28 protein-coding genes and 1 tRNA gene are annotated in these 25,859 nt (G+C 51.6%); 24 read left to right on the forward strand and 5 right to left on the reverse strand.

From position 1 onward, the window contains the following. The first annotated feature begins 127 nt into the window (after nucleotides 1-127). The 21 genes from OEY64_03235 to OEY64_03335 all read left to right on the forward strand — a co-directional run bounded on the left by OEY64_03235 (nucleotide 128) and on the right by OEY64_03335 (nucleotide 17,022). Nucleotides 128-658 carry a hypothetical protein gene (locus tag OEY64_03235; GenBank protein MDH5541960.1) on the forward strand — a complete coding sequence of 177 codons (531 nt, stop codon included), beginning with the start codon at nucleotides 128-130 and terminating at the stop codon, nucleotides 656-658. After that, complete coding sequence (locus OEY64_03240; protein MDH5541961.1) at nucleotides 546-2,447, forward strand: phage terminase large subunit family protein; 1,902 nt, start codon at nucleotides 546-548, stop codon at nucleotides 2,445-2,447. Before OEY64_03235 ends, OEY64_03240 begins: the two co-directional genes overlap by 113 nt. Further along, on the forward strand, nucleotides 2,444-2,644 hold the full coding sequence (locus OEY64_03245) for a hypothetical protein (protein ID MDH5541962.1): 201 nt from the start codon (nucleotides 2,444-2,446) through the stop codon (nucleotides 2,642-2,644). The genes OEY64_03240 and OEY64_03245 overlap by 4 nt, the downstream gene beginning before the upstream one ends. Before the next feature lie 65 nt (nucleotides 2,645-2,709). Beyond that, nucleotides 2,710-2,931, forward strand: coding sequence for a DUF6148 family protein (locus OEY64_03250; protein MDH5541963.1), 222 nt, complete (start codon nucleotides 2,710-2,712; stop codon nucleotides 2,929-2,931). Continuing rightward, a complete protein-coding gene (locus OEY64_03255; protein MDH5541964.1) occupies nucleotides 2,928-4,559 on the forward strand; it encodes a phage portal protein in 1,632 nt (543 codons plus the stop codon). The genes OEY64_03250 and OEY64_03255 overlap by 4 nt, the downstream gene beginning before the upstream one ends. After that, nucleotides 4,556-5,992 (forward strand): S49 family peptidase, encoded by a 1,437-nt coding sequence (locus OEY64_03260; GenBank protein MDH5541965.1) that lies wholly within the window; start codon nucleotides 4,556-4,558, stop codon nucleotides 5,990-5,992. The genes OEY64_03255 and OEY64_03260 overlap by 4 nt, the downstream gene beginning before the upstream one ends. Continuing rightward, a complete protein-coding gene (locus OEY64_03265) occupies nucleotides 5,992-6,543 on the forward strand; it encodes a cytoplasmic protein (protein ID MDH5541966.1) in 552 nt (183 codons plus the stop codon). The genes OEY64_03260 and OEY64_03265 overlap by 1 nt, the downstream gene beginning before the upstream one ends. Before the next feature lie 11 nt (nucleotides 6,544-6,554). After that, entirely contained in the window at nucleotides 6,555-7,601 is a 1,047-nt protein-coding gene (locus OEY64_03270; protein MDH5541967.1) for a Mu-like prophage major head subunit gpT family protein, read from the forward strand. Between the two features lie 60 nt (nucleotides 7,602-7,661). Continuing rightward, nucleotides 7,662-8,264 (forward strand): hypothetical protein, encoded by a 603-nt coding sequence (locus OEY64_03275; protein MDH5541968.1) that lies wholly within the window; start codon nucleotides 7,662-7,664, stop codon nucleotides 8,262-8,264. Next, the gene (locus OEY64_03280; protein ID MDH5541969.1) at nucleotides 8,264-8,557 is read left to right on the forward strand and encodes a hypothetical protein; all 294 of its coding nucleotides are present in this window, start codon (nucleotides 8,264-8,266) and stop codon (nucleotides 8,555-8,557) included. The genes OEY64_03275 and OEY64_03280 overlap by 1 nt, the downstream gene beginning before the upstream one ends. After that, on the forward strand, nucleotides 8,557-8,991 hold the full coding sequence (locus OEY64_03285) for a hypothetical protein (protein MDH5541970.1): 435 nt from the start codon (nucleotides 8,557-8,559) through the stop codon (nucleotides 8,989-8,991). Before OEY64_03280 ends, OEY64_03285 begins: the two co-directional genes overlap by 1 nt. A gap of 11 nt (nucleotides 8,992-9,002) precedes the next feature. Beyond that, entirely contained in the window at nucleotides 9,003-9,128 is a 126-nt protein-coding gene (locus OEY64_03290) for a hypothetical protein (GenBank protein MDH5541971.1), read from the forward strand. Next, nucleotides 9,112-10,044 carry a phage tail tube protein gene (locus OEY64_03295; GenBank protein MDH5541972.1) on the forward strand — a complete coding sequence of 311 codons (933 nt, stop codon included), beginning with the start codon at nucleotides 9,112-9,114 and terminating at the stop codon, nucleotides 10,042-10,044. Before OEY64_03290 ends, OEY64_03295 begins: the two co-directional genes overlap by 17 nt. 12 nt (nucleotides 10,045-10,056) lie before the next feature. Next, nucleotides 10,057-10,410: a hypothetical protein gene (locus OEY64_03300; GenBank protein ID MDH5541973.1), complete on the forward strand. Its 354-nt coding sequence runs from the start codon at nucleotides 10,057-10,059 to the stop codon at nucleotides 10,408-10,410. A gap of 44 nt (nucleotides 10,411-10,454) precedes the next feature. After that, nucleotides 10,455-10,721: a hypothetical protein gene (locus OEY64_03305; protein ID MDH5541974.1), complete on the forward strand. Its 267-nt coding sequence runs from the start codon at nucleotides 10,455-10,457 to the stop codon at nucleotides 10,719-10,721. Continuing rightward, nucleotides 10,703-12,382: a hypothetical protein gene (locus OEY64_03310; protein MDH5541975.1), complete on the forward strand. Its 1,680-nt coding sequence runs from the start codon at nucleotides 10,703-10,705 to the stop codon at nucleotides 12,380-12,382. The genes OEY64_03305 and OEY64_03310 overlap by 19 nt, the downstream gene beginning before the upstream one ends. Then, nucleotides 12,382-13,050, forward strand: a complete 669-nt coding sequence (locus tag OEY64_03315; GenBank protein ID MDH5541976.1) for a hypothetical protein — start codon at nucleotides 12,382-12,384, stop codon at nucleotides 13,048-13,050. Before OEY64_03310 ends, OEY64_03315 begins: the two co-directional genes overlap by 1 nt. Nucleotides 13,051-13,062: 12 nt before the next feature. Next, nucleotides 13,063-13,647 (forward strand): hypothetical protein, encoded by a 585-nt coding sequence (locus OEY64_03320; protein MDH5541977.1) that lies wholly within the window; start codon nucleotides 13,063-13,065, stop codon nucleotides 13,645-13,647. Beyond that, nucleotides 13,648-13,953 carry a hypothetical protein gene (locus tag OEY64_03325; GenBank protein ID MDH5541978.1) on the forward strand — a complete coding sequence of 102 codons (306 nt, stop codon included), beginning with the start codon at nucleotides 13,648-13,650 and terminating at the stop codon, nucleotides 13,951-13,953. Nucleotides 13,954-13,957: 4 nt separating this feature from the next. Then, entirely contained in the window at nucleotides 13,958-14,515 is a 558-nt protein-coding gene (locus OEY64_03330) for a hypothetical protein (GenBank protein ID MDH5541979.1), read from the forward strand. Then, nucleotides 14,515-17,022: a phage tail protein gene (locus tag OEY64_03335; GenBank protein MDH5541980.1), complete on the forward strand. Its 2,508-nt coding sequence runs from the start codon at nucleotides 14,515-14,517 to the stop codon at nucleotides 17,020-17,022. The genes OEY64_03330 and OEY64_03335 overlap by 1 nt, the downstream gene beginning before the upstream one ends. On the opposite strand, the gene OEY64_03340 is transcribed toward OEY64_03335, so the two are convergent. From OEY64_03340 to OEY64_03355, 4 genes are all read right to left on the reverse strand, one after another. Then, nucleotides 17,019-17,675 (reverse strand): DUF1566 domain-containing protein, encoded by a 657-nt coding sequence (locus OEY64_03340; protein MDH5541981.1) that lies wholly within the window; start codon nucleotides 17,673-17,675, stop codon nucleotides 17,019-17,021. The two genes, OEY64_03335 and OEY64_03340, sit on opposite strands and share 4 nt — an antisense overlap. A 104-nt stretch (nucleotides 17,676-17,779) precedes the next feature. Further along, nucleotides 17,780-18,556 (reverse strand): type I restriction enzyme HsdR N-terminal domain-containing protein, encoded by a 777-nt coding sequence (locus OEY64_03345; protein ID MDH5541982.1) that lies wholly within the window; start codon nucleotides 18,554-18,556, stop codon nucleotides 17,780-17,782. Between the two features lie 460 nt (nucleotides 18,557-19,016). Then, nucleotides 19,017-19,094: transfer RNA gene (locus tag OEY64_03350), tRNA-Pro, on the reverse strand. Nucleotides 19,095-19,175: 81 nt separating this feature from the next. Further along, the gene (locus tag OEY64_03355; protein ID MDH5541983.1) at nucleotides 19,176-19,913 is read right to left on the reverse strand and encodes a hypothetical protein; all 738 of its coding nucleotides are present in this window, start codon (nucleotides 19,911-19,913) and stop codon (nucleotides 19,176-19,178) included. Between the two features lie 106 nt (nucleotides 19,914-20,019). On the opposite strand from OEY64_03355, the gene hemW reads away from it, so the two are divergent. Continuing rightward, a complete protein-coding gene (gene hemW / locus OEY64_03360) occupies nucleotides 20,020-21,153 on the forward strand; it encodes a radical SAM family heme chaperone HemW (protein MDH5541984.1) in 1,134 nt (377 codons plus the stop codon). A 31-nt stretch (nucleotides 21,154-21,184) separates the two neighbouring features. Further along, nucleotides 21,185-22,663: a sigma-54-dependent Fis family transcriptional regulator gene (locus OEY64_03365; protein ID MDH5541985.1), complete on the forward strand. Its 1,479-nt coding sequence runs from the start codon at nucleotides 21,185-21,187 to the stop codon at nucleotides 22,661-22,663. 120 nt (nucleotides 22,664-22,783) lie between these two features. Here the strand turns inward: OEY64_03365 and OEY64_03370 are convergent, their stop codons facing one another. Then, nucleotides 22,784-24,190: a glucose-6-phosphate isomerase gene (locus tag OEY64_03370; GenBank protein MDH5541986.1), complete on the reverse strand. Its 1,407-nt coding sequence runs from the start codon at nucleotides 24,188-24,190 to the stop codon at nucleotides 22,784-22,786. Between the two features lie 234 nt (nucleotides 24,191-24,424). On the opposite strand from OEY64_03370, the gene OEY64_03375 reads away from it, so the two are divergent. Next, a complete protein-coding gene (locus tag OEY64_03375; GenBank protein ID MDH5541987.1) occupies nucleotides 24,425-25,831 on the forward strand; it encodes a sigma-54 dependent transcriptional regulator in 1,407 nt (468 codons plus the stop codon). Nucleotides 25,832-25,859: the final 28 nt, after the last annotated feature.

Raw genomic sequence — 25,859 nt, forward strand, 5'->3', positions numbered from 1 at the left:
TCCCAGCGCCTCCTGCAAAGCGGGTGCGCAGAGGCGCGGAAAGTGGCTAGGTGTAAGCATTTGAAAAGTCATTTCGTTTCGTTTGGGAAAACAGATGAAAGAAGGAAAGGGTAACAGTAATTGAAGAATGGGTTTGGCAAAGCATTGCACGTTAAAGGATCTGATGGAGTGGACCGGGTACACGGACCGGCGCATTCAGCAACTTGTGGACGAAGGGGTTGTCAGGAGAGAAGGGCGCGGTAAGTACCTGCTTGCTGAATCTCTGACGGGACTGTTCCGTCATATAGAGATGCAGGCTAAGGCAGGAGACAAGGAGACCTTAACTGAAGCGGAGATCAGATACAAAACCGCGAAGGCGGAAGAGACTGAATTCAAACTAGAGGTTGATAAAGGAAATTACTTTTACAAAGAGGATGTCCGACTTGCTGTATCGAACATGCTATCAACATTCATCGCCCACATGCGCGCCTTGCCAACCAAGATGGCAATCCGCCTCGACGGATTGCCAAAAACTGAGATAAAGAAGGAGCTGGAATTTGGCATCCGTGACTGCACCGACGAACTCCGAGAACTTGCTATCGCCCCTGAAAGAGGTCGAAAGGTTCCTCGCCGAAATAGCAAACGAAGTTCTAAGGATTCCGCCTCGGCGAAATCTTAGCGAATGGGCAGATAACTACGCGTTCCTTTCCGGCGATAGCGCCAGCGTCGGCAAGTGGCGAACCCTGCCATATCAGAAGGGGATAATGGACGCTATTACAGATCCGTCTGTCGAGCGTGTGACGGTGATGAAAGCGGCGCGCGTCGGCTATACGAAAATCATCAATAACACGATCGCCTATTACGTTGCCGAAGATCCCTGCCCGATACTGGTAGTACAGCCGACCGTGAACGACGCGCAGGATTACAGCAAGGAAGAGATTGCCTCCATGATCGCCGACACGCCGATACTTCGCGAACTGTTCCCATCGCCCAAGGCGAAAGATTCCGGCAACACGATTGAAAAGAAGGTTTTCCCCGGCGGGTCACTTCGCCTCATCGGAGCGAACAGCGCGACGGGCTTCCGCCGAATATCCATCCGGGTACTTATCTTCGACGAGACAGACGGCTACCCGCCGACAGCGGGGTCTGAGGGTGACCAGATAAAGCTGGGTGAACAGCGCACTTTATGGTTTCCAGACAGGAAAATCATCGCCGGTTCAACGCCGACCGAAAAGGGTAATTCGAAGATCGAGAAACTCTTTGCGAAATCCGACCAGCGTTATTACTTCGTACCCTGTCCGCATTGCGAGAAGTTTCAGGTGCTGAAATTCTCCGACACGCAATACAGCGGGGAGATATCGAGCTCCATCAAATACGCTTTCATGTCGTGGGATAAGGACGCGGACGGGAAACCACTGCCGGAGACGGCCCATTTCACATGTTGTCATTGCGGATGCGTCATTGAAGAGAAGGATAAACGGTGGATGCTGGATCGAGGTGAATGGCGAGCGACCAAGCCTTTCACAGGTCACGCTGGTTTTCATATATGGGCGGCGTATTCGGTCTCGCCGAATGCGACATGGGCCCAGCTTGTCTCGGAGTTCCTCGACTGCAAAAACAACCCAGAGGAGTTGCAGACGTTCGTCAATACAGTTCTCGGCGAAGTGTGGGAAGAGCAAGGTGAGAAGGTGAGCGAGCATGTTCTCCTGTCCCGCCGCGAGGAGTATGCAGCGGAAGTTCCCGCCGGAGCTCTGGTATTGACGGCCGCTGTTGACGTTCAGGGCGACCGTCTGGAAATGGAGGTTGTCGGGTGGGGGATGTACGAAGAATCGTGGGGCATCGCGCGGAAGGTCATCTATGGAGATCCTACGCAACAACAGGTTTGGGAAGAACTCGACAAGGAGTTGCTGAGGACATACCGTCATGAATCTGGAACGGATCTGACTATCTCGGCGGTAGGAATAGACACCAGATACCAAACGGATTATGTATATTCGTTTGTCCGCCCTCGTATGTCCCGTCGTATTTACGCGCTGATGGGGGTAGGTCGCCCAGGTTATCCGATAGCAGGAAGCCCACAGCAGAAGAAAACCGGTCGCAACCGCCGTCCCGTTCCGATATGGCTCGTCGGCACGTTCCAGGCGAAAGGGCTTATCTATTCGCGATTGAAAGTAACCAACCCCGGCGCTGGATATTGTCACTTCCCGATGTGGTATGATGAGGAATATTTTGCTCAAGTGACCGCTGAGAAGATGGTTACTAGGTACAAGAAAGGATTTGCCCACAAGGAATGGGTACAGATCCGGTCTCGCAACGAAGCCCTTGATATCCGCGTCTACAATCTCGCCGTATTGCGGATCCTCAATCCCGATTATCGCGCCCTTGCCGTTTATCTCGGGCAGTCTACCGATCCGCTCCCTCCTCGTCGTGGCGGTCGTCGCGTCATCAGCCGGGGGATATCGGGATGAAGCGAAAGCGACGCGTGATCTCGACCGGCGTGATAGCGCGAACGCTCTGCGTCACCGATCGACGGGCGCGCCAGATAGTGACCGAAGAGGTGAGCAAAGGGAATCTGGAAGCCGCCCCGCGCGTAGGGAACGGCTGGTACCGGGTCTTTTCGGACAGTTTTCATTCATGGCTGGAAACAAAACAGGCCGGAATATGAAAATAATTAAAAAAAGCGGAAATACCGGAAACACGCCTCTATTTATTCTTGACAAAATGTAAACCATGGCAGGAATAACGCTCGAACAGGCAGAAGCAAAATTGGCCGAATGGATGGCCGCCGACACGGCTGTCGCAAGCGGACAGGCGTACTCGGTCGCCGGTCGTTCGCTTAATCGCGCCGACGCTGCGCAGATCCGTGAAAACATCACCTATTGGAACGCACAAGTCAATAAACTTTCAAAAGGTAGCGGTGGCATCCGCATACGGGGAGGCACTCCGCTATGAGCCCCGCTGAAATGGAAAAGAGGCTGAGCGAAGCGGCAAAGGGTAACCTCCTCGACCGCGCGATAAAGGCGTTTGACCCGGTAAGAGGCAAGGCCCGGATGCAGGCCCGGATGCAGATGGCGGCTGCCGAGTCGTCAACGACCGCCTATGTCGGCGCGTCGCGCACACGAAGACAGCTTAGCTCGTGGAAACCCCTTGGAGGGGATGCCGACACCGACCTCATGGGTGAGTTGCCGACCCTTCGTGAGAGATCCCGCGATATGATCCGCAATATACCTCTTGCCACCGGCGCGGTCGGCACGGTCTGCACAAACGCGGTCGGGCCGGGCTTGAAACCACAGTCAAGGATAGACCGCGACTATCTAGGCATGACCGAAGAAGATGCCGACGCTTTTGAGCGGAACGTCGAGCGCGAATGGAAACTCTTCTCCTCGCAGTGCGATTACGGTCGCGCCCTCAATCACGGCGCATTGCAGTTCCTTGCTTTCCGTTCCGTTCTTGAGAACGGCGATTCATTCGTCAACATGCCATATATCAAACGCCCGGGCGATACCTACGGTCTGAAACTTCAGCTGATAGAAGCCGACCGAGTATCAAATCCGAACAGGCAGAGAGACACCGACACGCTGGTCGGCGGGGTAGAGAAGGATACAACCGGCGCACCTGTCGCCTATTACGTTTCCAAGAACCATCCTGGCAAAGCCTACGGTTCGACGAAGGGCGAATGGGTGAAGGTAGACGCGTTCACGAATACAGGTCGCCGCAACATGCTTCACCTCTACCAGATGGAGCGTATAGCGCAGTCGCGCGGTATTCCGTATCTCACGCCGGTAATGGAGACGTTGAAGATGCTCGGGAAGTACACCGACGGCGAGCTGATGGCCGCCGTCATATCGTCATACTTCACGGTCATTCTAAGGGACAAGGACGGCAACGAAATGGATCCGATGAAACCGGAAACGGAAACAAAAGCAAAGGGGACCGATGAGGATTTCAAGCTCGCCCCCGGTGCCATCCTCTCCGTTGGCGAAGGGCAGGGTGTCGATGTTGTCAATCCGGGTCGACCGAACACGGCATTCGATCAGTTCGTCATGTCGATGGCGCGCCAGATAGGAGCCGGTCTCCACCAGCCGTATGAAGTCCTGATAAAACACTTTACCGCCTCATACTCAGCTTCGCGCGGCGCGCTTCTTGAGGCGTGGACGTTCTATAAAAAAATGAGGCACTTCCTTGTAACCTCCTTCTGCCAGCCGACATACGAAGCGTTCTTTTATGAAGCGGTAGCTAATGGGCGAATCATAGCCCCCGGTTTTTTCAATGATCCGCTCATCCGACAGGCGTATCTCGGCACCGAATGGATAGGTCCGGCAATGGGGCAGATAGATCCGCTGAAAGAGGTCAATGCCGCCGAGAAGAGGCTCGATATAGGCATGACGACCTTGTCGCAGGAAACAGCTTCCTACAACGGAGGGGATTGGGACCTGAACCATCCGCAACAGGTAAAGGAGAGAAAAAAGAGGCTCGAAGGCGGTTTGATATCGGAAAAGATACCACCGACAGACATAAACACTAACCGCGAACCGGATAACTCTTCCGGCTCGGATTCTGACAGGGAGGACGGTAAATGAAACTTCTAAAAATCCTGGGTACGCCATGGGGGATAAAAAGAGAAAAGTACGAGGAGATAATCAAAACCTATTCCGGTATCATGGCTGGCCCGAAAATAGCCCTTGATGGTCTGTTCGGTGTATTGAAACAGCCCCTGCCATCAGATTATTCAATCGAAAACGGCATCGCCGTTATCGCTCTTGAAGATGTTCTTCTTAAGAAATATTCCGTGTTCATGGGCATCTTCGGCGGGACATCCACGGAAATAGTGCGTGAACAATTCAAACATGCATTGGCGAACAAGGATGTGAATAAAATCGTCCTGAAAATAGATAGCCCCGGCGGGACTGTCGACGGAACGCAGGATCTGGCAAAGCTTATTTATGATTCTCGCGGCATCAAGCCGATTGTTTCGTTTGTAGATGGAATGATGCATTCGGCGGCAACATGGGTAGGTACATCCGCCGACCGAGTTGTGATTTCAAACGAAACCTGCGATATCGGCGGGATAGGCGTGGTTACAGCACACATGGATATTTCTGAATTCGAAAAGAAACTGGGAGTGAAAACCACCGAGATATATGCCGGTAAATACAAGCGCATCAATTCTTACTATAAACCTTTAAGTGCGGAAGGAAAGCAGGAGCTTCAGGATGCGGTCGATTACCTCTATTCCGTATTTGTAGAAAATATCGCGCAAAACCGTGGAGTTAGTACCGATGTTGTCTTGGAAAATATGGCCGATGGACGTGGCTTCATCGGGAAACAGGCAATAGAAGCCGGTCTCGTGGACAGTGTGTCTTCGTTCGACCGGTTAATGGAAGAATTGGCAGGGAGTGCTTCTGCCGCAAAACCGAATGCAAAGGTAAGTGGTACCGATGCTCAAACAAAAGGAAAGGAAAGGATGATGGATAAAGACAAATTGAAAGCCGACCATCCCGAACTCTACGCCGCAGTGTTGGCGGAGGGGAAGGAGCAGGCAAAGGCGGAACATCTACCAATGACTTTGGAATCTACCGCCATATCGGCGAAGGGGGTAGCGGAAGACTATCCCGCGATAGCCAAGGAGTTGAGCGAAGCGGGGATGAAAGCCGAGCGCGATCGCGTCACGGCAATTATGGCGGTTCCCGCTCTCGGTCATGGCGATATCGTCGCCTCCTGCCTGAAGGACGGCAAGAGCGCGGACGAATGCGCCTCACTGATACTGAAAGCGGAAGCGAAATCAAGGTCGGATGTACTGGCCGACCTTCAGCAGAACTCGCCATCCGCGCTTCCACAACCTGCTTCCGACGCGGAGACCGCGAAGGTGGGAGGAACAACGGAAGAGCAGGCAAAAGCGGCTTGGGACAAGGACGAAAAACTTCATGCAGAATTTTCGTCATTCGAGTCCTATCTCGCCTATGTAAAGGCGGATAAAGGCGGACAGTCCAAGATTTTCAAAGGAGGTAAATAATGGCTACAAGAGCAAGCGATCTCGCTCGCCCCTTCGAGTTGGGGGATATCAACGAACTTCCCGTTCTCGCTACTGACATCATATACGAAGGGTCGGCTGTAGGCGATAACGGCTCAGGATATGCTCGCCCCCTCGTAGCGGGTGATCCTTTCCGTGGTTTCGCTGAAAGGAAGGTGGACAATTCCACCGGCGCGGCAGGGGACAAGAACATCCGTGTCCTCACCCGTGGTCTGGTACAGCTATCTATCGGCTCGCTGGCAATCACGGATGTAGGTAAGGATGTGTATGCTTCCGATGACGACACCTTCACCTTGACGCAAGGGAGCAACACACGCATCGGGTATGTATACAGGTTCGTTTCTTCCGGCGTCGGCATTGTCGCCTTTTCCGCAAACAGTGGAGTAGAAGCAGAACTGACAGATAGTACCACAGGCACGGCTGATGGAACGGTTGCGGACGTTGGCGGAGCGTTCAGCCAGGCGACGCTTAACAACAATTTTGCCGATATCATCGCGAAGGTGAATTACCTTCTGCGCCGCATCGGTCAGTAAGGGGGTATGAAATGAAAAAAATAATAATCTTGTTTCTTGCACTGTTTGCGGGGTGGTTGACCTCCACGCCGTATGAGCCCGTTATGTCGGCTGACGGCGCATTGTATGCCCTTCCAATCATAGGTATGGGAACAGCAGGGCTGTCAAGCCGCGCGATAATCGGCGAGTTCTATGCCCGGCTATCGCAGAACATCGGCACGAGCTGGATAGATCCAATTTCGATGCTGTTCACTTCCGATCAGGCTTCCGAGAATTACAAGTGGCTGGGTATGGCTCCTGCCATGAGGGAGTGGGTCGGCGGTCGACAGGCGAAAGGTTTCCGTGAAAATGGAATAACGATTGAGAACAAGGAATACGAAGCCACGCTGGAAGTTCTTGTGTCAGAGTTACGCAGGGATAAAACCGGTCAAGTGCTCACCCGGATAAGGGACCTTGCGGACAGAACTAACGCTCACTGGGCGAAACTTCTTTCCGCTCTTGTAATTAATGGCGAATCTTCTCTCTGCTATGACGGTCAGTATTTCTTTGATACCGACCATTCCGAGGGTGATAGTGGTACGCAGTCGAACGACATTACGTCGGATGTAGCCACAACCACAGCGCCGACCGCGGCGGAGATGGAGAAGGCTATCCTTGCTGGTGTTGCACAAATACTCGGTTTCAAGGACGACCAGGGCGAACCGATGAACGAGGAAGCAACATCTTTCAGGGTGATGGTTCCCGTCCCATTCATGGCATCGGCTGCCGCCGCCATAAAGAATCCGGTTATCGTGGATGGTTCCGGTTCCAGAACGAACACCATAACGAACATCGGAGGATTTAACATCGCTCTTGATGTCAATGCGCGCCTTTCCTGGACCGACAGGTTTTCGATATTCCGCGCCGATGGCAACGTAAAACCGTTCATCCGCCAGCAGGAGGAAGACGTAGTGTTGTCTGCCGTGGCAGAAGGATCTGAACTCGAATTCAAGCATAAAAAACATGAATACGGAGTTTCGGCAATCCGAAATGTTGGATACGGATACTGGCAGCACGCTTGTCTGGTGACACTGGTATAGCGATAGCTATTAACGGAATAAATGGGGCGGGGAAACCCGCCCCGCTTAAACGGAGGATTAATGAAAAAGTATAAAGTGATAGGCGCATCAGCAAATTTCCATTCCGGGAAATTGCAGGTGACCGAGGAACAGTTCAAGGCAAGGAGCCACGCACTGAAAAAACTCACAGATGAAGCTGGCGGAACATGTGAAATCCTTTCACCTGTTCAATTCAAAAGGGGAGAAGAGATTGGATATGACGGAGCCGTCTCCAAGTCTCTGCTGGCCGATATTTCCCCCGCTGATGATACCCCGGGTTCAGACGGCGACAATACCGCCGACACGCCACCGGATCCTGTTCTCGCTATCCTTGACGGCAACGTCAGCCAGGTGATTGACGCACTGGGAGACTGCACAGGCGAAGAGCTGGCGAACCTCAAGGCGGCAGAGGAGGCAGGGAAAACCCGTAAATCCGTCATCAAGGCGATCGATGACGAGCTTGCGAAGCGCGCGGATAAAGAGGAAGAGGCGGAACTTCTAGCCCTCATCCCGGATTACACCGACGAAGATCTGCAAGCGGTCAAGGAAGAAGAGCTGGAAGGCGCGAACCGCGAAACGATCATCAAGGCGATTGATGACGAGCTTGCGAAGCGTGAAGCGGATAAAGAGGAAGAGACTGAATAATGGGAATAGAGACCGAAGCCGACCTCGACACATTCCTCTCAACATCCGGGTTTGGAGTGACGGGGCTGTATAACGGCAACCCTGTCAAGGGCATCTTGAATAAAAGGTTTGTCGAGGTCGGCAATATTGAAGGCTATCATCCTGTCTTCACTGTGAAGCGCTCACAGTTTCCCACGGTTAAAAAAGGGGATGAGATAACAATCGAATCGGTTGTCTACACGGTATCGTTCCCCGAACCGGACGGCACGACCGGCACAGTCGGTCTTGTTGATCTGGTATTGAGAGAGAAGTAATGGATCACAGGGCGGAACAGATAACGGCAAAGATCCTCACCCTCGTGACCGGTCTGGCGACAACCGGCGCGAACGTCGGGCGCGACGTGCTGGATCCGCTGGAAGATACGGAGCTTCCGTTCCTCTCCGTCGCGCAGGGGGAGGATACAAAGATGGAGAGCTCTTTCGAATTTATAGATTCGTCGCTCACGGTGATAATCACGGCATACCTGAAGGCGAACAGCGCGCTCACAACCACGCTCAATCAGATAAGAAAAGAGATAGCTATCGCTCTATCCGCTGATTACACCCTCGGCCTCGCGTGGGTTCTCGATTCAAACGAGGGTGATGTCTCGGCGCCGGAGCTTTTGACCGACGCGGAAAAAGGTGTTGCCCGGCAGGATATAGCTTGGCATGTGCATTACAGGCGGTCACGAACCGACCCATCAACATAGGAGATAAAGCAATGGCAGAAAAAAAAGAAGTGACGATGAAACGGAGGTCGGGGGGAGCGGAAGAGGTAAAGCCGCCAGCGACGGAACAGTCGACCGACGAAAAAAAAGGAGGGACCGGCAATGTTGTCAAAAAATAGCGTCCTACTGTTCAAGACCGAAGTAACCTACAAGACCGATCCGGTTCCGACGGCCGCCACAGACGCGCTGGTCGTTCAGGATCTCTCTATTAAACCGGCAAACGAGCGGATGGTCAAACGCTCCGGCATAGATTCCACCCACGGACCGCTTCAAACCCTCTACGGAGGCTCGTTGATGCAGGTCGAGTTCAATCACGAGCTGAAAGGCTCCGGGACGGCAGGAACAGCCCCGAAGATAGGCCGCCTCCTGCAGGCATGCGGTATGGCGGAAACGGTTGTCCCCGCGACATCCGTAACCTACGACCCCGCAAGCAGTGGGCAGAAGTCGGCCACCATTTACGTCTACCGCGACGGGAAGTTGTACAAACTCCTTGGATGCAGAGGGACGTGGAAGATGGCAAACGCGGCAGGAAACCCCGGCGTAGTCACATTCACATTCACCGGACATCTCGCCCTCACGGGCGGGGTAACGGACGTAGCCCTTCCGTCACCGACGGTCGAAGCGACTGTCCCGCCGGTGATGAAGAGCGTTGCGCTCACGGTCGGCGGCTTTTCTGCTACCGTTTCGAAGGTCGATATCGATTACGGCAACGTGATGAGCATACGCGACGATATGAATTCCGAGAACGGCTACGCGGAGATACTGCTGTCAGACAGGGAGCCGACCTGCACACTAGACCCTGAAGACAAGCTGATAGCGACAAAGGACTGGTTCCAGGATTGGCGCGGCGGAAATCTCCTCGCTCTCAATCTCGGTCCCGTGGGAGCGGCAGGCAACCGGGTGACGATAACAGCTCCGAAGCTGGTCTTTACGGCGATAGCCGAAGGGGACCGCGAAGGGGTTGTCACGATGGACATCACCGCGCAGTTGAAAAAGGATTCCGGCGACGACGAACTGTCAATCGCCTTTACATAAGAGGTAGAGAATATGAAAGCACTCGAAATAGTAGCCCCGTTCGATTACACGCTGAAGGACGAAGAGGGGAAGCCGGACGCGACCATCTTCCGCCTGCGCGGTCTCACCAGCCTGGAATATATGGAAGTGAGCATGCTTACGAAGATGAGAGGGGAGCATATAGTCCTCGATCATCGCGCCATGTCGGTAACCCTCGGCTACGGTCTGGCAGGGTGGAGCAAAATGAAGGGGGCTGACGGCGCGGATGTCCCGTTCTCGAAGAACATGACCGACAACCTGAACAGGCTCCCGCTGGATGTATTGACCGAGCTGGCTGTAAAGATCTTCGACTGCTCAACCGTGTCGAGGCAAGACGAAAAAAACTAATCATCGCGGTCGATGTCGCGTCCAATCCGAAAGACTTCGACTGCGTGAATTGCAAGGAGCGGTACTGTGACGAAAAAAACCCGTGCCCGGTTAAAAAATGGACGATAAAGGATCCAAGGGGAGAGGTCATTCTGGAAAGCAGAGTATGCCCCCTCGGCCTCATTCCGCCGGAGGCGAATCTCCTCTTCGAACTGTACGAACATTATCGGCAGGGTCGGTTGATGTTTCCGTCCCGCGGACTGTTGGAACAGCCGAACTACTATCTTCAAATAATGAGACTGCTGGATAAGCTATGGCGAAACCGAAAGTAGAATATCTGATCTCGGCGACCGACGTTACGAAGGCCGCATGGACATCCGCCATGAACGGCCTCAACCGGCTGAAAGGGGCGATATTCAACGTTCATACGGCGGTAGTATCTCTCGCGACCGTCGGTTTCGGCGCGCTCGTAAAATCATCATTGGATTCCGTGGATGCTCTTGCAAAAGCGTCGCAGAAGATAGGTGTAGCCACAGAGACACTTGCGGGGCTTCGCTACGCCGCCGAACAGAGCGGAGGGAGCGTAAAGGGGCTCGACGAAGCGCTGGTAAAAGCGGAAAAACGTCTGGGAGAGTTTGCCTCAAACGGCGGGGGAGCCGCTGCCATATGGCTCAAACATTTCAATTTTAATATCGGGGAGCTTCAGGATCTAAGTCCCGACCAGCTCTTTCTCCGTTATGCCGACGCTATATCATCGCTCAATACACGGGGCGAACAGATGGCGGCTATCTCGGCTCTCATGGGCGATGAATCCCGCTCTCTTCTGCCTCTCCTTGATGAAGGCGCGGCGGGGATAGAGGCTCTATCTTCACGCGCTGAATATCTCGGACTTACCCTTTCGGGTGTCGACGCGCAGAAGGTGGTAGAGGCAAACGACGCGCTCCAGGATGCTGGCAAAGCTTTTGAAGGTCTGGTGCAGGTTCTCGTGGTGAAATACGCCCCCGCGATAGAGAAAATCGCCGGCATTATAACCGAGATGACGGTTGCCGTCCGTGAAGGGGAGCGTGAACAGGCTCAAGCGTGGCGGAGCGAGTACGACGCGCTGAAGATCAAGGAATCGATCTATGGACATTTGAGTGAATCGGAGCTCCAGCGCCTCGAATACCTTAAAGAGGTCGTAAATTTCGAAAACAGACATATGAGCATCATGCAGTCGATGGCATCGGTGAAGATGAAGAGCATCGACCCAATAGTAAAAATTACGCCGGAGATAGATGAAGAGGGAAAAGGTTTCTCGGAAGCTCAGGAGCGGAAGCTGGCTCTCGAGAAGGAGTATAACCGGCGGAGCGCCGAGATAGCGCAGGAGTGGGATGATATCTGGTCGAGCGCGGGCAACCGTTTTGCCGCCGGAGTGGGAGACTCGGTTGCCGAAGCGGTCGTTCACATGGAAAAGTTTTCAGATGTCGGACGCGCTATGGAGCAGGTGTTCCAGGGGGTCGCAAAACAAATTATCTCGACAATGGTAGAGATAGGAATAAAAAAGGCGGTTCTCTCCGCGTGGGAATCGGCGGAACGTGCCAAGACCACGACGGAAGTGGTTGCCATGAACGCGGCTATCGCCGCCAGCTCGGTCGCTCCTGCCGCGGGGGTTTCGCTTGCCACGGCAGGCGGAAACGCAGTTCCAGCCGCGTCCGGCATCGCGGCAGTTATGGCCGCCGCCGCCGTGATAGGGCAGGCGCATGACGGGATATCGAACATTCCGCGAGCGGGTACATGGATGCTCGATGGGGGGGAGCGTGTGGTTAAGCCTTCCGACAATAAAAAACTTTCAAACTTCCTCGATCGTCAGGAAAGTTCCGGCCAGCCGACGAATGTGAACGTGACCATCCACGCGATCGACGCGCAGGGGGTGGAGCAGTTGCTCACGTCGCAGAGTTCCACGCTCGTTAATATCCTGCTCCGCGCGATGAAAGAGAAGGGGGGGAGGCTGTAATGGAAACCTTCCCCTCGACTATCCCTATTTCGATGGTCGGAGACGTTCGCAACAATGTTCTCACGCTCAAGTCCCGCTCAGAATCGCAGAAACTCTTCACGCGCCGTACGGGGGGGCAGTTCTGGAGCTTCACGATAAAAATGCCTCCGCTCAAGGCGGATGAGTTTGCCGCGTTCGAGGCGTTCACGCTCCGTCAGAACGGAGGGGCGGAGCCGTTCCAGATAGTCCTTCCGCATCGAAAGCTCGCGCGCGGGGTGGCGACAGGAACGCCGCTGGTAAACGGCGGGGCGAAGGCAGGCGCGACTGTCGTTTATGTAGACGGCTTTACCCCCGGCATTACATCCATCATGATGGAAGGGGACATCATCAAGTTCGGCTCACATTCAAAAGTCTATACGAATCTCTATAACGTCACCAGCGCGGCAGACGAAGCGCTTCAGACTGAAACCGGCGAGGACCTCATCACTGAAGCAAGCGAGGTTATTCTCCTTGAAAGTAGCAATCAGGCAATGCTCACCATCTGGCCCCCGCTCGTCCAGGACGTGCCGGACAATGACACGGTGACGGTCAACGGCGTTCCCTTCACAGTGGTAATGACAACGCCGATCTATTCGATATCGGCCCCAAATATATACGCAACTGAACTCGACATGGAAGAGGATTTCTAAAGGAGCAACAATATGGCAAAAAAATATTCGGAACTACCTGCGGCAACTCTGCCGTTAGCAAAAACTGATAAAGCGGCGATAGTGCAGTCCGGGGTATCAAAGCAGGTCGACGTATCCAATCTGTCATTAAAAGCCCTGGAAGGTTCCACGAATGGAAACCTTACAAGATCGTTTACCGTGCGATTAACAAGGGATTCGGCGGGGGCCACATCGAAAGCGCAGATTTTCACGCCATCCGGGGGAGGTGCCGGGTTCAATCATGGGGGGAAATTAAATACGACCCTAAGCGCATCTATCGCAAACGGCGGCAACGCTTCGGTTGGTACCGCCGGAGTGGATAAAGTTACTTTCGCTATCAATGCCGGGGGCAACACATTGACGCTTACTTTTGATAACGGCGAAACGATAACGAATTTAACTACGGCGGTATATTCGGCATCCAGTACCGGATTGGATTTTTATCCCAAAATAGACCAGGCCGGGTCCACTTTGGTTTTATCATTCAGAGATAATCTGTATGCGGCGGTAGATTTCAATGCGATAGCGGTCAATAAATTCATTGAAGCAAGATTAGAGTATATAGTGGGGGGTGTCTAAATGTCGAAGTGGGAATCAGAAACAACGGAACTTGAAAGCAAGGCGCAACTAAAAAGGCATCGCGCCCATAAGATCGAAGAACTTACATTCGATAACGAATTATCTCCGTGGTGCGATGCGGACAAGGTGAAGCAGGCGGTTTTGTTTGCCGAGGCGGACGCTGAATATGAGCAAAGAAAAGCGAACTTGAAAACAGCTATTTTGGAGCTTTCCGCAAGTGAACGGTCTATCTATTTTACGGAGATAGGCGTGCCGACCGATACAGATGTAAACGTCTGGCTCGCTCCAAGTCCGGTGGTGGTGTAGCCCCATGCCCCGAACCCTCACGACGGCGGTAAAGACGGCGCTTGCGAGCGGGAACATCAATCTGTTCCACTTCGTCTCGCTCGCCTTCTCCACGACTATCTATTACACTACCGCCCCGTTCAGCATTTCATGGAACGGCGTGACATGGGTAGCGTCCGGCAATATTCTGAGACTGCCCGATATTACGGAAGAGCTGGAGCTCCGCGTCGGCTCGTGCGAGCTCGTACTCTCCGGCGTGAATACCGATAACATCGGGCTGATGCTGTCGGAGAAGTTTCTCGACAGGGAAGCGGTGATATACCGTTTCCTGCTCGATTCAAACAACGCGGTCATTGCCGATCCGTGGATCCACTTCAAGGGGCGTATATCCACATGGAGCCTGGCGGAAGATTCATCCAGCGGATCCAGCCTCTTGAGCCTTGATCTCGCGTCCGCACTCGCCAACTTCGAGCAGGTCGGCGGTCGACGGGGTAATCATGAGGATCAGCAGATAGTAGACCCGGGGGATGAGGGATACAAGGACGCGGATCATCAGGTCGCCATACCGTGGGGGCGAGGATAATGGGTTTTTCAATTAATATCCCCACACCGAAAATAACCATCCCGAAGGTAAATATCGGGAACAAGATAGCGAACGCCGGCATATGGGCGGCGAACCAGCTCACAGGCGCAGGTATCCCCACGATAGAACAGAGCGAAAATGCGATCAATCGCACGATGGATGGTATCGGCGCGGAACTCGATAGATTGACGCATCTGGCAAAACTCGCAAAGGCTTCTGTCTATTCGGATATTTCCAAGATACCGATACCGTACGGCGTAACCCGCGCGGAAGGGCGCGTGAAATACAGGAACTACTCCGGCACAAAGGACGAATACCTCCATCTCTGCATAGAGTTCGGCGAAGGGGAGGTCGGCGGAATAGACGAGATATATTTCGACGAAGAGCTCGCGTTCAACGCGGCAGGCACCCTGCAGGCAAGATTCAAGGACGACGCCAGCAATCCCTACGCATGGGTGACGAAGCATTATGGCACGGTCCCGCAGACGGCCGACGCCGGTCTGATGGCGGAGTTCGGAACGGACTATCCGTCAACGCGCCGGTTCACAGGTACCGCCTATATATATCTTAAACTACAGTACGACCAGAACATCTATACCCGCGTTCCGCACATAACGGCGAATATCCGGGGGCGGAAGGTTTACGACCCGCGCAACGGCACGACCGCCTACAGCGCGAACGCCGCGCTGGCGATAAACGATTACCTCCAGTTTCCCCGGGGTGGCAAGGGACTGCCGTCGTCGATGGTGAACGCGGACTATATAAAATCGGCCGCCGATGTCTGCGACCAGCAGGTCGAGGAGTTCCAGGGTTCCGGCACGACCATCGCGAAGTTCGAGGCAAACGGTCTGGTCGACACGTCGAAAACGATGTTCCAAAATATTCAGGATCTCCTTACAGCCTGTCGAGGCTGGCTGCCGTTCATCCAGGGGGAGTACCGCCTCATCATAGAAAAGGACGAAGAGCCGGTGTTCGACTTCGACAGCTCGAACGTGATGGAAGGAACCCTCACCGTTAGCGGAGGGTCGAAGGAGGATATGCTCAACCGCGTGAAAGTGAAGTTCTCAAACCGGATAACCGATTCCGGCACAGGCGCGATAAGCTGGCAGCCGGGCCTAGCCGTGGAGGACAGCTCTGTTTTCCGCGCGGATGATAACGGAGTGGTGCTCGAAAGCGAGATCGAGATGCCGTTCGAGATCTCGCCATACCGCGCGCACTACCGGGGCGAAACAGTTCTCAAGCGGAGCCGTCAGCCCCTTGCCGCGTCGTTCGTTGCCAGCCCGGAGGCTATCGTCTGCACGCCTGGTGACGTGGTGACATATACAAAAGATTCGCTTGGCTGGGAGAAAAAGAAGTTCCGCATCCACAAGATGATGCACCCGGCCGACTCGCTCGGCCTGGTCGCGGTCGTGCTGAAGGAGCACGAGCCGACGGTATATGACCACACCGTCCCGGTCGAGATAACCACACCGCCAGACACGACGATCCACAGCATGTTCTCTGTTCCGGCGCCGACCGGTCTGACGCTTCTTGCCGATAATTCGGTACATCAGACCGGGCCTGATGGTACGGTCATTCACCGCATAAAGGCGACATGGACCGCCCCGGCGGACGCGTTCGTGGTCGATTACGATTTTGAATACAAGGTGAGCGGAGGGGCGGAGGACTGGACGCGGACACGGATACCGAAAACGACTGAACACTATATCAAAGGGGTGAAGGGGGAGCAGAATTATGATGTCAGGGTTCGCGCCGTCAACTCGATAGGCGTTGTCTCTCCATACGTCACCAAGACGAACTGGCCAGTAAATAAGAAAACCACCACGCCAAGCGCGCCAAGCAGTTTATCTGCCGCAGCAGTATTTGGCGGAATAAGATTGAAGTGGATTAATCCTACGGAAATAGATTTTAGCTATATCAAAATATATAGGCACACCAGTGATTCCCTTTCTAGCGCGACCATGATTGCAGATGTGCGGGGTAATGTATTTATAGATAAATATGCCAATCCCGGTAACACATATTATTACTGGATTGTCGCTATTAATACAAGCGATTCCGCCAGTGCATTTCATCCTGCGCTTAACGGGGTTACATGTGTAAGTGATGATATACAGAAGAAAATTAAAAGCTACAATGCTGGGCCGGTAACGATCGCATATTCAGCCCCCGGTATGTTGTTAAACCAGATACAACTTCCCGCTGTTCCAACAAAATATGAGTGGCAATGCAAGGTGAAAAACACATCTACCTCAGCGGTAAATTACAATATAGTTATAGAAACACGTTCACTTATCGGTGGCTCATGGACATATTGGGCGGTAAAAACTTATAATTTTACAGTCGCGGCATTAACTGAAGATCATAAATATGGCTATGTGAATAACAGATCCCCTTACATGTGGAACAGTTATCATAATATAAAGGCTTACACAACAACCGTTGGAGCAACATTGGAATTGTCGGAAATATTTTTCGAGGTGTGGGGGGAAGAGATCCCTTTCTAATAATTTTTAGACATTAGCCGCACAGCGTAGTAGTTGCTGTGTTGCAGGTCGGCGATGTCGAGCAAAGTTTTGTCGAACTCGAAATACACAGCCTGACCTTTGGTCGCGCCTTGCACGAGGAAATCAGACGTAGCATGCCATGCAAAAACCGTATCAGGGAACATGTCATATTTGCCAGCCAATGAAAGTAGGCTCTCGGCTGTTGGTAGTGTCCAGTTCGTCCGTCCGCAAAAAGCGATATCGTTGACTGCATTTATATAGAAGGGCATAGTGCAAGTATAAGGAGAATCTCCATCTGGGGGGTAAGTGAAAGTGTTGCGGTAATCTCTTAATCCCCTGTGATCAGTCCCAAGCGTTTTTACTTCCCATATGACATTTAATTCTTTATCTTCTACGCATTGCCACGCTTGGGTGCTGTATTTAGCCGTCTGGTCGGAAAGAGGTTTTCCAGATACATCAAGCTTTACAAATCTTGAGTCTGGGAACTGCTGGTCGTTGACATTCTCTTTCCCGCGTACTGTTATGCTTTTGTAGCGGATGTCTGTTGGGGGCTCACATATCACATCTGTTGTTCCCGGAGCCGCCTGATTATCGTTACCCGACGGGACCCCGCACGACACCAGAAACAGGGAGATTAAAAGAAGCCATTTCATTCAGTTCACCTCGAATGTTCCTTTCTGATTTGTAGTGAAAATATACCATAGAGTAGGCACTACAGGAACTGGAAAAAAGGTCTACTTGTATATATTCTTCACTCTCATCCCTGCACCTCCGGGGGTGGGGGAGGCTCGGCCTTCCTGGTAGTCCTTGCGCTTGCGCGGTTCAGTTTCTTTACCGCATCCATCGCCTTATCCCCGTCTACAAGGTCGCGCTTCAAGACCTCCTGTTTCACGACCGGCGCGATGTCCCCTATCTCTAGCCTCACTTTGGGATTGAGCTTCTTGAGTTCCTTTCTGATCTCTTTCAGCACGGAGTCACCCATGATCGCGGCCGCAATCAGGTATCGGCTCACAGCCTGCCTTTGGGCATGGAACTCTTTTAGAGATGAGTTACCCCGCCCCTCTTTCGAAAGGAGGTAAAGGCTTTCTATATCGTCCGTTTTTCTGTGGTTCATCTCAAGGAGATTGAAGGAGAGCACGATCTCCTTGTCGATAGGCTGGGCGAATTTGATTTTATATATAAGCCATTCGATTCCGTTTGTAAGAGCCACCCACTCGCAACCTTCGTTGGCAGCGTAATCGACCGACTGTTTTGTATGCTTGTCTTTGAGGTCGAGGCCGATGGCTTTTACTTCTATGAGCAGGAGAAGCCTGTTCTTTACCTTGATGGCAAGATCGCAGTACGTTCCCCTGATGGCATATTCGGATGTGATGTCGCTGTATTTGTCGTAGCCGAACAGATCCTCTAGCAGGTCTTTGATGATGGTTACGGTATCAGCTTCGTTTATGTCTCGCTCCTTTGCAGACGCAAGAATAGACTGATAATTTTTTAACTTTTTACTGATACGCTCGACGACCCTTTTCGGAACAGCCATGACAACACACCCTCTCTAACTCTGATTAATTCATCTCCACTTATTCACCTGGTGAACAGGATGACCGCGAGAAGTTGTAATACAACGAACCCGACCAGGTATAGAAGAGCGTCAGCCATGCTCATGAGCCACCTCTTCGCGACCGCTGCCACTGTCAGGATCATCCACGATAAACCCCCTCAAAAAAACTGGTTAACTCCAATATACCGAAAGGGAGAAAAATTGCAAACTTTTTAACCGCCTCCTCTGCTTCCATCTATACCGCATCAGGAAAAACAAATGAACTGTCAGCTTCCTCCGCAAATACATATCCGGGGCGGCTGAATGGGCAACGAGTTTGCCCCTTTTTGCCCTGCTTTTCAGGGGAGAAAATATGCTCCCAGCCAACACCCAGCCAACGAAAAATCACCGAATAAAAGAAAGGGAATCATTGATATATAAGGAGTTAAGGGGATTAAAATGGTCGGGGCGGCAGGATTCGAACCTGCGGCCCCCTGGTCCCAAACCAGGTACGCTAGCCAGACTGCGCTACGCCCCGAACTTAACGAAGCTATTGATACTACCCTTGCCAGCGACCCTAATCAATAACAAAGTGATTGTTAATAGTTTCAGCTCAGCTCTAGTATTTCCTGCCGTCGACGCGTCCTGATATCCTTTTATTCAGCATCCTGATAAGTCCATAAAAGAGGTTGAATTCGCTTTCAGTCATATTGGCCCTTTCAAAAACGTCTCTCATCTTCAGTTCGATAGAGGGCATCTCAAATCCGATCGCCTCTGCTACCGACAAGAATTCCTCTATAAACATCCCGCTTTTCTCTTTTGGAAGATGAATAGTATCGCCCACTCCTTCTCTCGCTGTCTCCCCGGCTTGTGCCATCGCTTCAATTTTTATTTGCAATGCAACCATGCAGACCGATTGAGCGAGATTGACTGATGGGAACTCCGGTTCGACAGGGAGCCGGATAACGCCATTCGCTTTGTCGGTTTCATCCCTTGAGAGCCCGTATTTTTCGGAACCGAAGAGTATAGCTACCCTGTTGGTTTTTGCAGTCGAGACGATTCTCCTCGCCCCTTCAACCAGGCTTAATGCTGTTTCCTGCTTCATGCGGTGGGAAGTGGCGAATGTCAGGTGATATGAGGATATCGCATCGGTTATAGATTCATGGATATCTGCCGATTCAATCATCTCTTCAGTGCCGTGGGCCATCCTGATGGCCGAAATGTGCATGTACTCCGTCGGATTTACCAGATGCAACCGGGTAAATCCCAGGTTCTTCATCAGACGTCCTGCGGAGCCGATATTCCCAGAGTGGCGCGTCCGGTCGAGGATTATCCCGATGTTTCCCAATATCTTCAATATATCTTCCATTAAGATCCCAATACGTTACTACCTGTTATTTCGCCAATATTTGGAAATATAAAAATAATCCCCTTTCTCCTCTGGCGTTCAATAGAATTCTAGCATGAAAGGTTTTCCAGGAATTTATCTTCACGTTCCATTCTGCCGTTCGAAGTGCGCCTACTGCGACTTTTCATCTTTCGCGCAAAAGGAGCCGCTTATGGAACCGTATGCGGACTCGGTTATAAAGGAGATCTCCGCAGCACAAGATTTCACCCCTTCGACGATCTATATAGGGGGAGGTACCCCATCTTTTCTTCCTGCAAATCTACTGGAAAGAATATTCAATTCACTGCAAAAAAAGTACAGCATCGCCCCGGAAATGGAGATCACCCTCGAAATGAATCCGGCAGGCGGGAGCGCAGAGTATCTGAAGGAGTTGCGAAGGCTCGGTATAAACAGGCTGAGCATAGGGGTGCAGAGTTTCAGTAGCGAAAAGTTGAAAAAAATTGGTAGGGATGCCGACCCGTCAGACGCATACACTTCTTTTGATAACGCAAGAAGCGCCGGATTTGAAAATATTTCAGCGGATATCATCTACGGAGCGCCAGGGGAGGGGATGGGGGAAGTCTTGTCCGACATCGAAAAAGTTGTTGAGTTGAATCCCGAACATATTTCCGCCTATCAGCTCACTTATACAGAGGGGACGCCAATCTACGAAGCGAAAAGGAGAGGGGAGATTTCACCAATCGATGAAGAGGGAGAAGCCGATATCTATGGTGAGGTTTCCCGGTTACTGATATCCAAAGGTTACCGGCATTATGAGATATCAAATTACTCGAAGGCCGGGATGGAATCTTTACACAACACCGGATACTGGATGGGGGATGACTACCGCGGATTTGGAAGCTCGGCACACTCCTTTATAGGAGGTGAGAGATTCGAGAATATCGCAAAGCCTGAAACCTATATTGAAACGGTATCAAGGGGAGGGAACCCCTCAAAAAAGATAATTGAAGACGATAAGGAGAGATTCGCGAACTATCTTCTGATGAGGTTAAGGCTCATAGGGGATGAGATCACCTTTCGGGAAATTGATACCAGTTTCGGCGGAAGTTTTCGGGAAAAATTCAAAATCCCCCTTCATCTCTTGGAAAATCAAGGGCTTATACTAGTGTCTCAAACCGGATTTCAGCTGACAGAAAAAGGTCTGTTTTTGTTAAACTTTATCTTGTTGGAGTTCATAAAAGTGTTATAAAATGCACTCCGAACATGGGAGAAAATAACAAATGACTGATCCGCGTCTAAAAGTTTTTAAACATATATCCGATATCGTCGGTTCTGTAATAGATATTGATAATCTTTTCGACGTTATTCTGGTTACCGCTACCAAGATAATGAATGCCAAAGCGAGCTCATTACTCCTCAAGGATGAGCTGACCGGCAAGCTCTTTTTCCACATCGCCACAGGTGACAAGAAGGATGAGGTTCGCAGGTATGAGCTTGAAAAAGGGGAAGGTCTCGCAGGGTGGGTAGCCGAGAACGGACAGCCGATACTTGTACCTAATGTAAAAGAGGATCCACGCTGGAGCAGCAAAATTGCGGAGGAGACCAGTTTTGAAACCAACTCCATAGCATGCTCCCCGATGAAGGTCGATAACAGGATACTAGGCGTTATCGAGATCATCGACCATGAGGATGGAAGCGTGCTTGATAGCAACGATCTGGAAATGCTGAACGCCTTCAGCGAACTCTCCGCCGCCCTTATATTGAAGGCGAGGGTCTATTCATCCGTAAAAAGTCAGGCTACCCGTTTGAAAAAGGAGCTCGACCAGAAATTTACAATAATCGGCGACAGCCCAATTATGAAGAAAGTCATGTCCGACTGTGCGAAGGTGGCGCATTCAAAGGCAACTGTGATGGTTACCGGTAACAGCGGAACAGGGAAGGAACTGATAGCAAGGTATATTCATGACTCGAGCCCCCGGAGCGAAAATCCGTTCATTGCCGTAAACTGCGCCGCGCTTGTTGAGACACTCCTCGAAAGCGAGCTTTTCGGCCATGAGAAAGGATCCTTCACCGGAGCGGACTCGAAAAAGGCCGGCCTTTTCGAAGCGGCGAACGGCGGGACTATATTCCTTGATGAAATAGGCGAAACGTCGCCGAACATGCAGATAAAACTTCTTCGTGTATTGCAGGAGGGGGCGTTCAACCGCGTTGGAGGGCTGGCGACGATAAATGTCGATGTGCGCGTCATTGCGGCAACGAACCGCGACCTTGAGGAAGAGGTCAAAGCGGGAAAATTCCGTGAGGATCTTTACTACCGCCTTAATGTCGTGCGGGTGAAGATGCCGGATCTAAAGGAGCGTAAGGACGATATACCGCTCCTTGTTTCACACTTTATCCAGAAGTTCCGCAAGAACTCAAAATACGAAGCTGAAGGGATTTCAACCGATGCGATGGAAGTGCTGAAGAAATATCATTGGCCTGGCAACGTAAGGCAACTTGAGAATGTGGTAGAACGCGCTCTCATAATGGGGAGCGGGAAAGAGATAAAACCTGCCGACCTTCCGTTTGAGATATTCGAACAGGGTGAAGGGAAGGTAGAGGTCGGCATTTCTCTAAAGGATGCCCAGGACAATTTCAAGCGTGAGTTCATAAGGCGTACGCTCGACAGCACCGGCGGAAGCAAGACGAAGGCGGCGCAGTTGCTCGACATACAGCGCACCTACCTCTCGCGCCTCATCAAGGAACTCGGCATCGAATAACCTTGCTAGCATACCCGCCTATCTCTTATCCCCGTATGATCTTCCTGTAACAGGCATTTCCCTGCTTTGGGCTTCATCCTTGAATAGCAAGAAGTAGTGGGAGAGGGTAGCAAAAGAGAGTTAAACGGTTCTCCGTTTTACACTGCCGCTTCCGGTTTCGAGCTCCGATCTCATCTTCTCGAAACCTTCGCGCCCCATCATGGCGTATGTATATTTTTTTCCGAATTCCACTCCGGGCTGGTCGAACGGGTCGATGCCGTAAAGCCCACCGGCGTATGCTGTCGCCGCTTCGAGCATGAACATAAGCTGTCCAAGGGTATGAGCATTCAATTCCGGTAACTTTATTGTCATGCTGGGGCGGTTGTGAGTAGTCAGGGCGTATTCGGTCCCTTCCATCTCCGTTTTGATAAGTTTGTTGAGGCTCTTTCCGGCTAGATATTTCAGAGGCGCCTTATCTTCGAACACTTCAGGTATGACGACCTCTTTTGAAAAATTTTCAATCTCAAGGAATACGAACATCTTGTCGTTCGGCCCTTCTACATAAAGCTGCACCTGCGAGTGCTGGTCGGTCACTCCGAGCGCCTTTATCGGCGTCTGTCCGGTATTGACCTGCTTTCCCTGAAGGTCTTTCGCTTTGCCGAGGCTTTCGGCCCAGAGTTGCCGGAACCAATCGGCAACGCCGTACAGTTTAGTGGAATAGGGCATCATGACGGTTGATGATTTACCTTTCCTTACATCGGCGAGGTAGTGGAGTGCGCCTAAAATGTACGCCGGATTTTCGTTGAACTTTTCGGAAGAGCATCGCTCCGCCATCCGTGAGGCCCCATCAAGGAGGAGGTTGATATCGATCCCGGCGCAAGCGAGCGGGAGGAGGCCGACCGGAGTGAATACTGAGAAGCGACCCCCAACGTTTGCCGGTATCTCGAACGACTCCAGCCCGAATTCGTCCACTATCTCGCGCAGTATCCCGTTCTTCGCGTCGGTAGTGATCACCACCCTTTTTTTCCACTTCCCTTTCAGCTTTGATCTCAAAAGATCGAAAACCACCATGAATTGGCTCATCGTCTCGGCAGTCGTCCCCGACTTTGATATTACGTTGTATATTGTCTTCTTCGGATCGGCGATGGAGAGGACTTCATCGAACCAGTCTGGATCAATATTGTCGGCAACGAAGAGCCGCGGAAAACCTTTTCTTTTGTTTCGCGCAAGGAGATTATAGAAGGATGGATTTAGAGCGGATTGAACCGCTGACGCGCCTAGAGCAGAGCCCCCTATGCCGAGAACGACCAGGTTTTCGTACTTCTCCCGTATTTTCCGCGCGAATTTTATGAGAGGAGCAGTGTCGTTTGATGCAAGGTCGAAGAACCCAATTGTGCCGTTCGTGCGCAGCTCATTCAAACGAGAGTGTACTGCGGGGGTTTTTGCGACAGCTTCTGTAATTTCCTTTTCAGATATGCCATGTTCGCCACCAATTGCCTTTTCCAGCATATTGGTATAGTCGACAAGGATATCCCTTGAATTGATCATGGCTTATCTTACCCATCCTGTTTGGCAAATGGGAGTAAAAAGAAGCGCGTGGTATCCTCGGTTTTTCTTGAAAATCAAGTTTGACCAAACTATAATGAGCGGAAACCCGGTAAATGATTTACGATGTCTTTTTCAGGTTATTTCAAAATTGGCTTGCCGCGCAATTAGAGTTTAGAGTTAATTATCAGGCGATATACTCCTTCAACCGGATAAGAGAGAACAGGTTATAAACAGATGCCCCCTCAAGAGACGATAACTGAAACAAGCCTCCCGGCGAACGAAACCATACATCTGTTGCTGGTGGACGACGACCACGACATACTTTCCACCCAGGCTGAATATTTCAGAATGCACGGGATAAATGTTTCAACCGCGTCCACGGCAGTTGAGGCGCTCAAATCCAATGAAAAGGGGAGCTACGATGTAATCATTACCGACATGGTGATGCCGGGTATGGACGGGCTGGAACTCCTAAAAAAGCTGAACGCCACCAACGCAAAGGCGGAAGTCATCATATTTACAGGCTTTGGTACTGTCGAATCGGCGATCGAGGCAATTAGGGAAGGGGCATACAGCTACCTCCTGAAGCCTTTAAAGGTCGACAGGCTTCTCCTGGAAGTTCAGAAAGCGGCAAGAACAAGCAAGCTGAGGTCGGAAAATTTCATTTTAAAGCACTCCGATGTATACAAGGATCCCACATTTTATGAATTCAAAAGTTCTCGAATGGGAGTGGCCCTGGAGCAGCTGAAGATTGCCGCATCAAGCGAATCGGCAATTCTGCTTCTTGGTGAAAGCGGCGTGGGGAAGGAAGTAGCCGCTAACTTCATTCACAAAGCCAGCAAAAGGAGTGCAAATACCTTCATAAAGGTACATTGCGCGTCACTTTCACCCGGTGTGCTTGAGAGCGAGCTGTTCGGCCACGAGAAAGGCTCCTTTACAGGGGCGGTGGCGGAAAGAAAGGGGCGTTTTGAGCTTGCAAACGGAGGGACAATATTTCTCGACGAGATCAGCACGATCTCAATGGAAATACAGATAAAGCTGTTGCGCGTACTTCAGGAAAAACAGGTGGAACGGGTTGGCGGTTCGAAAACCATTAATGTCGATTTCCGCCTTATTACAGCATCAAACCAAAATCTTCAGATGCTCGTTAAGGAAGGGAAGTTCAGGGACGACCTGTATTACAGAATAGGGGTGATACCGGTAGACGTTCCACCATTGCGGGAGATGAAAGACGATATCCCAAGTCTGGCGGCCTTTTTTATGCGGAAGTTCTGCAACGTAACCGGGAAGATGCCGCTTGATATTTCCGCACAGGCCTTAAACGATCTGGCGAACTATTCGTGGCCCGGGAACATAAGGGAACTGCAGAATGTGATCGAGCGGGCGGTAGTTCTCGACAGGGATGGCATTATTGAACATAACGATCTGCCGTTGGAGATCACCCGTCTAGGGGGTAATGGCAATGCGGTTTTAAACGGCGACCATAAATTAAAGGACGTTATGGGAAACTTCGAGAAGGAATACATCGCTCAGGTTCTTTCCTCAAACGGATACAACGTAACGAAGACGGCCAAACTCCTGGATATTTCAAGAAGGAACCTTCAGCAGAAGATCAGCAGGTATAATCTGAAGATGAAATGATCCTACAGTTTGGATGTTTGATCACCAA

This window comes from Nitrospinota bacterium (assembly GCA_029881495.1).
Lineage (GTDB): Bacteria > Nitrospinota_A > UBA7883 > JACRGQ01 > JACRGQ01 > JAOUMJ01.